10 protein-coding genes are annotated in these 13,245 nt (G+C 31.2%); all 10 read left to right on the top strand.

From position 1 onward, the window contains the following. Positions 1-6 precede the first annotated feature (6 nt). The 10 genes from FYJ52_RS04085 to FYJ52_RS04130 all read left to right on the top strand — a co-directional run bounded on the left by FYJ52_RS04085 (position 7) and on the right by FYJ52_RS04130 (position 13,243). Positions 7-1,119 carry a glycosyltransferase family 1 protein gene (locus tag FYJ52_RS04085; RefSeq protein WP_154575990.1) on the top strand — a complete coding sequence of 371 codons (1,113 nt, stop codon included), beginning with the start codon at positions 7-9 and terminating at the stop codon, positions 1,117-1,119. A 14-nt stretch (positions 1,120-1,133) separates the two neighbouring features. After that, positions 1,134-2,615 carry a flippase gene (locus FYJ52_RS04090; RefSeq protein ID WP_154575991.1) on the top strand — a complete coding sequence of 494 codons (1,482 nt, stop codon included), beginning with the start codon at positions 1,134-1,136 and terminating at the stop codon, positions 2,613-2,615. 5 nt (positions 2,616-2,620) lie between these two features. Beyond that, positions 2,621-3,688 carry a sugar transferase gene (locus FYJ52_RS04095; protein ID WP_154575992.1) on the top strand — a complete coding sequence of 356 codons (1,068 nt, stop codon included), beginning with the start codon at positions 2,621-2,623 and terminating at the stop codon, positions 3,686-3,688. Positions 3,689-3,884: 196 nt separating this feature from the next. Continuing rightward, complete coding sequence (locus FYJ52_RS04100; RefSeq protein WP_154575993.1) at positions 3,885-5,153, top strand: hypothetical protein; 1,269 nt, start codon at positions 3,885-3,887, stop codon at positions 5,151-5,153. A 311-nt stretch (positions 5,154-5,464) separates the two neighbouring features. Beyond that, the gene (locus FYJ52_RS04105; RefSeq protein ID WP_154575994.1) at positions 5,465-6,166 is read left to right on the top strand and encodes a YveK family protein; all 702 of its coding nucleotides are present in this window, start codon (positions 5,465-5,467) and stop codon (positions 6,164-6,166) included. A 1-nt stretch (position 6,167) separates the two neighbouring features. Continuing rightward, positions 6,168-6,833, top strand: coding sequence for a CpsD/CapB family tyrosine-protein kinase (locus FYJ52_RS04110; RefSeq protein ID WP_154575995.1), 666 nt, complete (start codon positions 6,168-6,170; stop codon positions 6,831-6,833). 635 nt (positions 6,834-7,468) lie between these two features. Further along, on the top strand, positions 7,469-9,139 hold the full coding sequence (locus tag FYJ52_RS04115; RefSeq protein ID WP_154575996.1) for a glycosyltransferase family 39 protein: 1,671 nt from the start codon (positions 7,469-7,471) through the stop codon (positions 9,137-9,139). A gap of 168 nt (positions 9,140-9,307) precedes the next feature. Continuing rightward, entirely contained in the window at positions 9,308-10,258 is a 951-nt protein-coding gene (locus tag FYJ52_RS04120) for a glycosyltransferase family 2 protein (RefSeq protein WP_154575997.1), read from the top strand. 130 nt (positions 10,259-10,388) lie between these two features. Beyond that, complete coding sequence (locus FYJ52_RS04125; RefSeq protein ID WP_154575998.1) at positions 10,389-12,224, top strand: DUF6020 family protein; 1,836 nt, start codon at positions 10,389-10,391, stop codon at positions 12,222-12,224. Between the two features lie 77 nt (positions 12,225-12,301). Next, positions 12,302-13,243 (top strand): glycosyltransferase family 2 protein, encoded by a 942-nt coding sequence (locus tag FYJ52_RS04130; RefSeq protein WP_154575999.1) that lies wholly within the window; start codon positions 12,302-12,304, stop codon positions 13,241-13,243. Positions 13,244-13,245 lie beyond the last annotated feature (2 nt).

Raw genomic sequence — 13,245 nt, forward strand, 5'->3', positions numbered from 1 at the left:
AAAACTATGACAAAAAAAGTACTTGTTTTTGGCATGACTGAAAATCCTGGCGGTGTCGAAAGTGTCATTATGAATTACTATCGAAATATCGATATAAAGAGAGTACATTTTGATTTCCTATGCAATTCATATGAGCCAATCGCATATGAAGATGAATTAACGAGCAATGGGTCAAAATGTTTTCATTTTGTAGCTCGGAGTAAAAATCCAATAAAATACCATAAAGAATTAAAGACTTTTTTTAAAAAACATGCAGATGAGTATTCAGCGATTTGGGTGAATGTTTGCAGTTTAGCTAATATTGATTATTTGAAATTAGCGAAAAAATACGGTATTTCTAAACGAATCATTCATAGTCATAATTCCGAAAATATGGATTCAAAACTCAGAGGTAAATTACATGAATACAATAAAAAAAGATTGTGGAAATACGCCACAGATTTTTGGGCATGTTCAGAGGAAGCTGCAAAATGGTTCTATGATGAAAAGTTATTAAAAAAAGTTGTTATCATTAAAAATGCCATAGATATTAATCGCGTCTCATTTGACGAAAAAAAGAGGCAACATTATAGGGAAAAAATAAATGCAAAAGATCGATTTGTTATCGGTAATGTTGGCCGCCTTCATTTTCAAAAGAATCAAAGTTTTTTGATCGATATTTTTAATGATTACTTAAAAGAAGACCCTACTGCAATTTGTATTTTGATCGGCGACGGTGAAGATAAGCATAAGTTAATTAATAAAGTAAAGCAATATGGAATTGAAGATAGAGTTCTCTTTTTGGGTGTACAAAACGATATACAAGGCTGGTTAAGTGCCATGGATTTATTTCTTTTTCCATCTGTTTTTGAAGGCTTTGGCCTTGCAGCGTTGGAAGCACAAGGGAACGGCGTTCCTGTATTAGCTTCTAAAGATGTTATGCCATATGAGTTGAAAATAAATGATAATTTTCATTTTTTCGGTTTAGGTTATTCCGCAAATAGTTGGGCGCAAAAAATTTCTGAGATCAAAAAAAATGTAGATCGAATTGCCTCAGATCAAATTAAGCATAATTTTACTAATAGTGGTTATGAGATTAAGGTTGAAGCTCAGAAATTGGAGGATTTTTTTATTAATTAATAATTTTTTTAGTAATGAGAAAACATAAATCGATCAAAAAAAATTTCGTTATGAACGCCATCCTGACGATGTCGCAGTTTATCTTTCCTCTGATCACCTTTCCATATGTTTCAAGAGTCTTACTACCAGTTGGTACGGGAAAGGTATCTTTTGCAACGTCGATCATTAGTTATTTTACGATGTTCGCACAGTTGGGTATTCCAACCTACGGCATTCGTCGCTGTGCGCAGGTGAGGGATGATAAAATAGAACTCACTCGCGTGACACATGAGCTCTTTTTTTTCAATTTGGTGATGAGCGGCATTGCGTATGGGGTTTTGTTCTTAGCTTTAGCCTTTGTTCCGAGACTTCAAGGTGACCGAACACTTTATCTAGTCGTTTCACTTAATATAATTTTTACATGTGTGGGAATTGACTGGATGTATCAAGGATTGGAAGAGTATACCTACATTACAGTTAGGTCTATTATCTTCAAGCTTATTGCCTTAGTTGCGATGTTTGTATTTATCCATCATAAAAGCGACTATTTAATTTATGGCGGCATCTCAATTTTTGCAGCATCGGCGTCCAACATTTTGAACTTTATTAATGCGCGTAAACACATTTATATGCATCCTGTAGGAGGGTATCAATTAAAACGGCATTTGAAACCAGTGCTGATTTTTTTCGCTATGTCTATTGCGACGACCGTTTATACTAATTTGGATACAATTATGCTTGGGTTTATGAAGACCGATACGGATGTGGGTTATTATAATGCAGCAGTTAAAATTAAAAGTATATTAGTCAGTATTGTGACTTCGTTGGGTGCTGTCCTTTTACCGCGCGCCTCATATTATGTGGAAAAGGGAGATTTAACAGACCTACATCGACTTTCATCGAAGGCATTAAATTTCGTACTCGTTATTGCATGTCCCTTGGCTTTGTATTTTATTTTATTTGCAAGAGAAGGTATCCGGTTTTTGTCGGGTCCCGCTTATGGCGGTGCTGTGCTTCCAATGCAGTGGATTCAGCCGACAATTATATTTATTGGTTTAACGAATATATTGGGAATGCAGATTCTTGTTCCGCTTGGAAAAGAAAAATATGTATTATATTCAGAAATAGCTGGAGCTATTACGGACTTTGGAATAAACATGATCTTAATTCCAAAATTTGCTTCAACGGGGGCTTCGATCGGAACGTTGGCAGCTGAGTTCGTTGTTTTTGTTGTTCAATACCATGTTTTGAGAAAAGAAGTTAATCCTATATTTAAAAAGTTGCCTTACGGGAAAATAGTAGGAGCATTGGGAGTAGCATTACTGGCATCTTTTTGGATTAAACGCTTTAATTTACATGTGTTTGTTGTATTAATTGTTTCGGTTATTCTGTTTATGGGTAGTTATCTTATGTTTTTAGTGTTAGCAAAGGAATCCCTAACTCTTGAAGTGATTGATACCATTAGAATTAAATTTAACAAAAGAAAACAATCAATTGAGAAAAGTGATGAAAAGTAGAAAAAATGATTATAGGAAAAATAAATAAATATCAGATAGTTCAAATCGAAAAAGAAAATAATAACGCTGGGACAAAAGCTGTCGTTGATATTGCACATTTTGCAGACGAGATGGATTACAATAGATGTACAATAATGATTCCGGCGAGTAAGAATGTTATTGATAAAATTAGAAAACATCTTGATTTTATTAAAACTTGGAATTCTATTTCAAAAAAAATTGAGGAAAACTCAATTGTTTTATTACAACATCCTTTTCATTTCAAACAACTAAATAGATATCGCAATTTATGTAAAATGAAAAAAAAGAATATCCATTTTATCTGTGTGGTTCATGATGTTGAAAGTCTTCGAGGTTATCGGGATAGTCAATATTATGAAGAAGAGTTTCAGCAAATGATGAATATTGCTGATGTTATCATCGTCCACAATCAGGTGATGAAACATTATTTTGTTGAAAAAGGTTTTCCTGAAAATAAAATAATATCATTAGAAATATTTGATTATCTCACTGATTATCACGATCATTCTGAAGAAATACCAGAGTACTATCAATACATTATTATCGCAGGTAATTTGGACAGCAACAAATCTAAGTATATTGGAGAACTTGATCAGATAAATGATATTGGCATTGAACTTTATGGCCCAAATTGTGATAAAAGATTATTAAATAAATCTAATATTCATTACAATGGCGTTAAACCAGCTGATCAATTACCTCAAATCATTGATGCTGGGTTTGGTTTGGTCTGGGATGGTGATAGTATTGATACCTGTTCAGGGGCGTCTGGAAATTATTTAAGATATAATAATCCCCATAAACTATCTTTGTATATTGCCTCAGGCATTCCAGTAATAATCTGGAAAGATGCTGCGGAAGCCTCGTTCGTTAGAGAAAACAAATTAGGGATTTGTGTAGGATCATTAAAGGAAGCTGCAGAAAGAATTAATAATTGTACGCGTGACGATTATGAAAATTATAAGAAGGCAGTTGTACAAATTCAGCGGAAGATATGCAATGGGTATTTTACGAAAAAAACTCTGAAAACTGCAGAAGAACTTTTAATATGAAAATAATTTAAAGGTAGTTATGAAAGAGAAAAAATCCTGAAATTTTTTGTAATGATAATTTGTTGATAAAAAAATTGAAGAAACATGAATGGAAAGTCTAATCAAAAAGGAGCTTTGCAACGTTTAATGTTAAACATAGATGAGAAAAAAGCAACGGCCGACAATTATTAAGAATTAGAAAGAAGAGAAAGAGTTAATGAAGATAAAGCCTCAAAAATATAAAATTCGTACAAAACAAATTGAATATAATGAGTTTATTTTTTTTCTTGCATATGGTTTATATCTTTTTGCCTTGATTTGGAATAGTTCTTTTTTTTCGATTCAGTATGGAGAGAATTTATATAAATGGGTTTTATTCTTTTCGCTTTTGTTACTTGTGATCAATGAGTGTAATAATTTAAAAGCGATTTTGAGAGGTTTTGTAATTGCTTTTTTTATCGTATTAATGTCAGGAATAACATATTTTACTCATGATAATGAAATTATTTTGAATCACCTCTTTTGGTTATTAATTTTGTGTTTTTCTGCTAGAAATATTGATTTTAAGAAAATCGCAGAATTTACGCTTAAAGCAGAAGAAATTCTTTTATTATTAGTTATTCTTAGTAGTGTTTTAGGAATAATTAATAATTATGTTGAAAAAAGTGATCGAATTCGATTTTATCTTGGGTTTAAGTATTCTTTATTTCCTGCAACTTTGTTGTTTAATGTTTCGGCGTTGCTAATTTGGCTTCAAAGGGAGAACATGAAATGGCGAACAGTGATCTTTCTTTCTTTGATTAACTCTTTAATGTTTTATTTTACTCAGTCAAGATTAGCTTTTGGATTATTTATCTTAATGATGATTTGTGTGATAGGATTTAAAATTCGTGCATCAATAATAAAAAAGAAACCATGCCGAAAAAAAAGAAAGAGAGTCCATTTCGCAAAAATTCTTATATTTTCATATGTTTTATGTCTGTTTATCAGTTTAGGAATAACACTATCTTATTCAGATAGTTCCGCTTTACAAAAAAAAGTTAACATCGCATTAGGTGATCGTCTAGAATTGGGACAAAATTCATTAAAAGAAAATGGCGTAAAGCCCTTTGGTGAATTAATTAAAATGTCTGGAAATGGATTAAATAATAAAGGACAACGCGACCTTTCCAAAACAGATGGACTTTACAATTATGTCGATTGCATGTATATTCAAATTCTTCAGGATTTTGGATGGATCTTTACAGTATTGATTCTCGTCTTAATGACTATCGCAATGTATCAAACTTACAAAAAAAGAGATTGGTATCTGTTAATGATCTGTTCAATTTTAGCGGTTCATGGAATTATAGATGATTTGATAATTAATGTTTACTATAATACTTTTTGGCTAATTATTGCTCCGTATGTATTTAGGCCTTTTATATATCGAATTAAATATAGAAATGAGAATCTATTATTTTATACTGAAACAAAAATCGATTAAGAAATCTTCGTCTTTAATGCTATCTTGACGATGTCGTAATTTATCTTTCCTTTACTACTATGGGATTCAGATTATTGAGCTCAAACTATGTGAGTAGTCTCGACTGTCGTTGAGGGGTATCTGCGGTGGCATCTTTGTGGATTAAGTATTTTGTTTGCTTTTTGTACGTTTGATGAATTAGTTATTTCAGTAGTTCTTTTTATGGGGCTGTGTGTATTAGCTCTTGTTATGATGAAAGAATCATTAATGATTGAAATAGTTAAAATTGTTAAAAATAAAATTCATATAAAATATGAGAGATGAGGAAGAAAATGGATAATTTGAACAGACAATATATTGATGAAGTATCAATTAATGCGCGAACTATTTGGAAAATTATTTTTCGTAATTGGCTTCCAATTCTAGCCTGCATTCTTATTTTTGCTGCAGTAGGATATGGGGTTAGTCGGTCGAGAAGAGCGATTTCTTATTCTGGAACAGTTAATGTTGTTATCAACATGCCTTACGGTCCTGACCAACCAGATATTACTAAACGGTCAATGGCTAGTAGCCTTGAAGCTTTACTTCAAACACCGGAGTATTATAAAGAAGAAAATATTAATTTAAAGTCAATTAAAAAATCTGATTTGAAAGATATTAGTATTAATGTTAAGGATGAAGATAACGATAGATCATTAACACACGTTTTAACGATTAAATATGATAATGAAAATCGAAGAAAAACAAATCGGATGGTAAAACTTATTGAAAAAGCAGCACCGACAATTGCAAAGAACAATCTTCATATGATTGAGTCTATAGATGTGGCAGGCCACACTATAAAAACATCTGTTCATTCGTCAACAAAGAAATACACTGTTGCGGGTGCTGCCTTGGGATTTGTTTTGAGTGTAGGCTATATACTAATCCAGATTTTTACAAACCGTTGTTATCGTAATAGTCAGCAAATAGAAGAAAATCTTGAAATTCCGGTTTTGGGTAACATTCCGACAATCGATTCAAAGAGGAGATAAAATGAGCTTTTTTAAATTAGGGAAGGACAAGGCAAAAACTGCTGAAGAAACACTTTTAATTAATACACATAATATTCGATATCGCGAATCATATCGAAAATTATGCACAGGCTTACTTAATAATAATTGCTTTGATTCAAAAAGAAGAAATAGCGTTATTATGTTAAGCGCTTCAAAACGCAAACAAGGGATGACAACAACAGCTATTAATATGGCTTTGACATTGAGCGAGATGGGACAGAAAGTATTGTTAGTAGAAGCTAATTTGCATCATCCAGCTTTTGAACTGATTCTAAAATTTCAGGTAAAAAATAAAATAAATGATTATTTTTTGGATCCTCAAGTTGCCATTGATCAATGTATTTATACATATAAAAATCATTTTGATGTTATTCAATCATCAAAAGAAAACAGTTCAAAAACTATTAATTTTGAATTTCTCAAGAAGGATATGCAGGAATTAGATTACGATTGGATTATTATCGATACACCTTCAACAGATGAATACGCTGATGCCTTTCAAATCGCGGAAAGCGCAGACGGCATTTTGCTAGTTGTTCGAAAACTCGATGTAGAACGACAAGCAACAAAAAAGCTGCTATACACATATAAACAAAATAATAGTCCAGTCATTGGGAGTATATTAACATTTGATAATAATCTATAAAGAGATAAACGATAGTTTAAAAACAAGAGTAGTTTGGACCGATTAATTATATAATCTTTAGTAGATGAATTCTGTTGGCACACCCCATTTTGGATTTTGCTAATCTCGTATTGTAATGCTTTGGCAAAGGATTCGACGAGAGAAATGAGGAGAATCAAAGAACCACCGGCTCAGCCGGTGGTTTTGACTAATTTTTTAGTTTCAAAAATTTAATCAAGGAAAACTGATTATTTCAATGTATTTGACTTAATTAGGGGAGAATTCTCTGTATTACAGAAATTTTCCTGATTATTTCCGTAATCATAATTGTAATGCCAAGTTCAATGAATGGAGCAGTCATTCGGTAGACAATAGAAGTTTCATTAATTAAAAATTCTTTTAGTAATATTTGTAAAATATACCAGTGCAACAAATAGAGACTAAAAGTATAATTTTTGATTTTGTTTATAATTTTATTGATGATTCGGTTTTGTATGAATTTTCATCTATTAAGATCTAAAAAATCATGTTAGAATATCTTTAATGAGGAATGTTTGTATATCTTTTTAGTGTAGTATATATAGTAGAGAAGAATTCTTTATAAAAAATCAATTCTAATATTTTTAGATTAGCGTTGAATAAAAAGGAATTAATTTGTGAAAAAAAATATTAAAAAATATTTACAAGACAATAAAAATACATTTTTTGTTTTATTTTTTTGCCTAATAATAGTAGTGCAGATTATTGCTGTTGTACATTTTGCAATACAGAAAGATGGGTTCTTTGGAGATGAAAATTACTCATTTAATTTAGCAAATAGTTATTATTCGCCTTTCGTAGGGCATGTTTCGAAATCGAATATCAACAAGGTACTAAATTCAAAGTTTTGGATTACAAGAGTTAATGTAACTAATAACCATAGATTTATATATCGATCAGTTTTTTATAATCAATCAAAAGATGTCCATCCTCCATTTTATTACGTTGTACTTCATACTATTTGTTCAATTTTTGTAAGTCCGAGTTTAAATAAATGGCAAGGAATAATTCTAAATATTATTTTTTTTGTTATTACTCAAATTTTTCTTGCTAAAACATCAAATAAGGTTTTTTCAAATAGATGGATGACCGCAGCAGTTTTGATCTTTTTCGGATTTTCCTGGGGTAATATCAATAACGTATTGTTTATACGTATGTATGCAATGTTAACCATGTGGGGAATTATTTCTTTTTATCTCCATTTAGTATTGTTAGAAAAGAAAACAATAAAAAATCTTATTTTGATATTGTTAGTGGGATATTGTGGAATATTAACTCAATATTATTTTATTTTTTTTCAGTTTTTTCTTTCTTTATGTACAGTGGTTTATTTAATAATAGATAGTAAATCAACAAAGCTATGTCTAGAATATATTTTAGGATATATTCTTGTATTAGGTTTGTCTGTTATAACTTTTCCGGCAATGATACCACAAATGCTTGGAAAAACAGGAACACAAGGTATTTCAAATTTTCAAAAAGCAACGCGACTAGAATACTGGTTAAAAATTAAGGATTATATTAATATCATTAAGTTTGATCTGTTTGGAAATAGACTAAAAGTTACTTTTTTGATTATACTTGGACTGTTGCTGATTAATTTGTTAATAATAGTTAGAGAAAAACACAAAAAATCTAAGCTATTTATTAATAAGAAAAATAACATTCAAAATCTAGATTTGACAATTGGTTATTTTGCAATTATTGCGTCTATAATAATTATCATTGGGGTTTTTGCAATTGTAATTAAATCGTCTTTATATATTGCAACTCGATATTTAGTGATACTTTATCCAATCGCGTCTCTTGTCTTTGTGTATATATTTATGTCTCTATGGAATAAAATAATATATACTCCCAAAATTTCATTTGTTATATTGTTCTTGATTGTACTACTATTTTGTAAAAATACTTATAATATTGAGAATACGTTTTTATATAATAGAAATTATCCAAGAGTAAATGAATTAATTCAAAAAAATAAACAGAATATGACATTAGTAATATATGAAGGAAATAGTGGTTCAGCAGATTGGTGGTGTAGTGTCAATCATTTGCAATATCTTACTCAAGCTAAATATTCTTGTATATATAGTGGAAACACTAAAGGATTAGATACCGTAATATCAGGAGATAGAACTCAGAAGCTATTGATCTGTTTCCACAATGGAGAAGATGAAGAGTCCATATCCAATATAATAAAAGAAGTAAAAAGGCAAAATGGTTATAATCATGATTCATTAATTGATGATTATTGCGGACAAAAATTATATTATTTAGAAAAATAATATTAAGGATATTTCTTAGATAGTTATTTATAAAAAGAGATGAATTGAATTAATATACCCAATAAAATTATAAAAGTATTGAGAAAAATAGATTATTTATATAAGTAAATTTAGGTACTTTGTATTTTAAGTGATATCAAAATGTATACAAACGGGGGAAGAGCAAAAATGTCTGTTAAAATATCGGTAATAGTACCCTGCTATAATGAGGAGGCAGCATTACCAATTTTCTATGAAGAAATTACAAAAGTATTTAATAAAATAGAATGCTCCTATGAACTGATCCTTGTGAATGATGGATCAAAAGATAGTACTTTAGCAAGTATCAAAAAGTTTGCTTCTTGTGACGATCATGTTAAATATATTTCATTTTCCAGAAATTTTGGGAAAGAATCTGCAATGTATGCAGGTTTCTGCAATTCAAAAGGTGATTATGTTGCAGTGATGGACGCAGATATGCAGGATCCGCCATTTTTATTACCACAGATGCTTGAAATTTTAGAAAATAGTGAATATGACAGTGTGGCGACGAGACGGGAAGATCGAAAAGGCGAGCCTCCAATTCGAAGCCATTTTGCTAGAAAATTCTATAGAATTATTAATCGTGTTTCTGACGCAGATGTGGTGGACGGCGCAAGAGATTTTCGATTAATGAAGCGGGAAATGGTTGAAGCCATTATTTCAATGTCAGAATACAATCGATTTTCCAAGGGCATATTTGGTTGGGTTGGCTTTAAAACATATTGGATGCCTTATGAAAATGTAGAACGTGTTGCTGGAGAAACAAAATGGAATTTCTGGAAACTATTTAAATATGCTATTTCTGGAATTATCAATTTTTTTCAGGCACCGTTAGACATGGTATCTTATATTGGCGGCTTTTCAACTATTGGTTCGTTGATTGCATTAATTGTCATTATCGTTAAAAAGCTGGCCCTAGGAGATCCCGTTCAAGGCTGGGCATCTATGGTTTGTATTGTCATTTTCATGAGTGGCTTGATCCTTTTTTGTTTGGGGATTATTGGACAATATATCGCAAAAATTTATATGGAGACGAAAAATAGGCCTCATTATATTGCTTCGGAAAGTAATATTGAAAATGTGAAAAGAATAAAGTAGGTATAATGAAGTAATAAAGATAAAAGAGACAATCTATTTGGTATCTATATTCAGTTTATGTCGATACACTAATTTAGATTGAAAATGTTTTTCTGTAAATAATGGTTTGATATAAAAAAGTGGTATTTTTGTGAAAAGGATTATCATCAATAAATATTTTTCTAATATTATAAATTTGTTGTTTGGTTTTGCGAGCTTGCTGTTTATCAATAGTACACTAAAAAGCGATCACTCACTATTTGAGTTTTCAAATAGCATCTATTCGTTGGTCGTATTTATAGGCGTATTATTTTTAATAAATAAAGCGACAAAGAAAATAAAAAGAGAAAAAGACATCAGATTATTAATTGTCTCTATTGTTTTGGGATTAATATTTTCAATTTTTATGGTTTTGGGGAAAAATATATTACTTCTCGATACAGTAGAAATAGGAAAGATCAAAACCTGGATTAAATTTTTATGCGGCATTCCATTTTGGAGTCCCATTATTATTTTATTATTGACTTTTCGTCCAGTAATCTGCTCAGAAAATAGCCGATTTGACAAAATAAATCTAAAGAAATATTTTATCGTATGTTGGGGAATTATTTTTGGCGTCTGGTTTATTGGTTTAATAGCATCATATCCAGGCGTATATGGTTATGATTGCATTTATCAAATATATTTTTATATAATTCATAAGATTATATCTCAACATCCATATATTCACACTTACCTGCTAGGCTTTTGTACATGGACACTAGGAAACTTGTTGGGAAGTTATGAGAAGGGCTTTTTTATTTATTCGATTATACAAATGCTCATTTTATCATCATCCTTTGCGTATATCTGTTTATATTTACGGAAAAGAAATATCAATCGAATTTTCAGGATTGTGACAATTGTGTTAATGGCAATTTTACCATGCAACATGATCATGTCTTTTTCAGGTACAAAGGATATCGTATATGCAGCTATGGTAGTATACCTAACCGTAATGCTGTTATATACAATTGAAGATCCTCAAAAATTGAAGAGTATTAAATGGATCATTGCATTAATTATTGTATTTTTCTTTCAAAGTATATTTAGAAGCCAGGGAATTTATATTACGGTATTGGTTTCGATACTCTTGATTGTATTTTCGAAAAAGTATAAAAAAGTTTGGGGTGTCATATTTGTCAGTATTTTAGTATTATTTGCAATTTATCAAGGACCTTTAGCAAAGGCTTGTCATGTGAAGAAGATAGATTCGATCCATGAAATGATGAGCGTCCCTTGTGTCCAGCTATCAAGAGTATATATACATACTGGAACTAAATTATCAGCAAGTGAAAAGAGAGAAATAAAAAAATATGTTCCAAATTGCACGCAATATTCTATTACATCACAGGGAATTGCAGATTCTGTAAAAAATACATTTAATTCAAAGGCGTTTAAAGAAAATCCCAAGGAATTTATTCAATTGTACATAAAGATGGGAGAGAAGTATCCTGGCTATTATTTAGATGCTTGGGCCAGACTTTCAGTGGGTAACTGGTATCCGGATATGAATTATCGAGACCCAGCAGCTTTCCATCCGTATTGGGAATATGATTTAAGCAGTACTCAGACGTCTTGGGCGTTTCCAGGTAAACCTCTTCTGCTTCAGCGTAGCACATTTCATTTTTTGGAAAAAGTAACTAAGGGATTGCGTGTGATTTCAATATATAATGTATATCAAAAAATACCGATAATTTCACAACTCTTTAGTGGTGCATTAAGCGTGTGGATTATGTTATTTTTTATTAGTTGGTGTATTTATAATAAGCGGTATAAATATATTTTACCTGCACTAGTCGTGTTTTTGGTTTGGTTGACTCTATTATTGGGGCCAGTAGTATTGTTTAGGTATTTATACCCAGTTTATGCTTGTACACCAATCTGGATTGGGATAATGTTGTCGCCAGGAGTGGTCGAAAAAGATACAAAAAATAATGAGTTTTAATAACAGATATTTATTTTCTTGAAAAATAACAATATAATTAATAAATTGAATATTAGAAATAAATAGATTGGAGAAAAATGGACCAAATAGCAATACTCATTCCGTGTTATAATGAATCAAAAACGATTCAAAAAGTAGTAGAAGACTCCAAAAGAGCTCTTCCAGAAGCTAAAATTTATGTTTATGATAACAATTCATCTGATGAAACAGCTCAGATCGCAGAAAGTGCAGGTGCGATTGTCCGTCATGAATATCAGCAGGGAAAGGGAAATGTCATTCGCAGGATGTTTCGGGAAATTGATGCAGAATGTTACGTCATGATCGACGGTGATGATACCTATCCGATGGAATCAGCACCTGCGATGGTGGACAAAGTCTTGCACTACAATGCGGATATGGTTGTCGGCGATCGACTTTCTTCTACATACTTTACAGAAAACAAGCGTCCTTTCCATAACTTTGGAAATACGGTTGTGAGAAGCAGCATCAACAATTTATTTAAATGTGATGTTAAAGATATCATGACGGGGATGCGTGCCTTCAGTTACAACTTCGTTAAATCTTTCCCCGTTTTGTCAGAAGGCTTTGAAATTGAAACAGAGATGACGATTCATGCGGTAGATCACAACATGCAGATTGAAAATGAAATCATTGAATACCGTGATCGCCCAGAAGGATCAGTATCAAAACTCAGTACATATTCAGACGGCATAAAAGTGTTGGGAACGATCGGAAGACTATACAAAAATTATAAACCTTTCGGATTTTTTGGAATTATCGCATTGGCACTTGTGGCAATTGCTGCGATTTTGTTTTTCCCTATTTTTGGAGCTTATTTACAAACTGGTGAGGTTTTAAGATTTCCAACATTAATCGTTTCTGGATTTGTTGCGATGGCCTCCATGATTTCATTCTTCACAGGCCTTATGTTGTCTAACAGTGCGAAGGACAGCCGCAGACAATTCGAAATCACTCTAAATCAATTAGAATATCAAAAGAAAAACGAAAAAAATCTTTAAAA

It is taken from the genome of Pseudoramibacter porci (genome assembly GCF_009696145.1).
Lineage (GTDB): Bacteria > Bacillota > Clostridia > Eubacteriales > Eubacteriaceae > Pseudoramibacter > Pseudoramibacter porci.

Excerpts from the sequence above, each read along its gene's own strand:
- FYJ52_RS04085 (WP_154575990.1), top strand. The coding sequence starts at position 7 with ATGACAAAAAAAGTACTTGTTTTTGGCATGACTGAAAATCCTGGCGGT.
- FYJ52_RS04090 (WP_154575991.1), top strand. The coding sequence starts at position 1,134 with ATGAGAAAACATAAATCGATCAAAAAAAATTTCGTTATGAACGCCATC.
- FYJ52_RS04095 (WP_154575992.1), top strand. The coding sequence starts at position 2,621 with ATGATTATAGGAAAAATAAATAAATATCAGATAGTTCAAATCGAAAAA.
- FYJ52_RS04100 (WP_154575993.1), top strand. The coding sequence starts at position 3,885 with ATGAAGATAAAGCCTCAAAAATATAAAATTCGTACAAAACAAATTGAA.
- FYJ52_RS04105 (WP_154575994.1), top strand. The coding sequence starts at position 5,465 with ATGGATAATTTGAACAGACAATATATTGATGAAGTATCAATTAATGCG.
- FYJ52_RS04110 (WP_154575995.1), top strand. The coding sequence starts at position 6,168 with ATGAGCTTTTTTAAATTAGGGAAGGACAAGGCAAAAACTGCTGAAGAA.
- FYJ52_RS04120 (WP_154575997.1), top strand. The coding sequence starts at position 9,308 with ATGTCTGTTAAAATATCGGTAATAGTACCCTGCTATAATGAGGAGGCA.
- FYJ52_RS04130 (WP_154575999.1), top strand. The coding sequence starts at position 12,302 with ATGGACCAAATAGCAATACTCATTCCGTGTTATAATGAATCAAAAACG.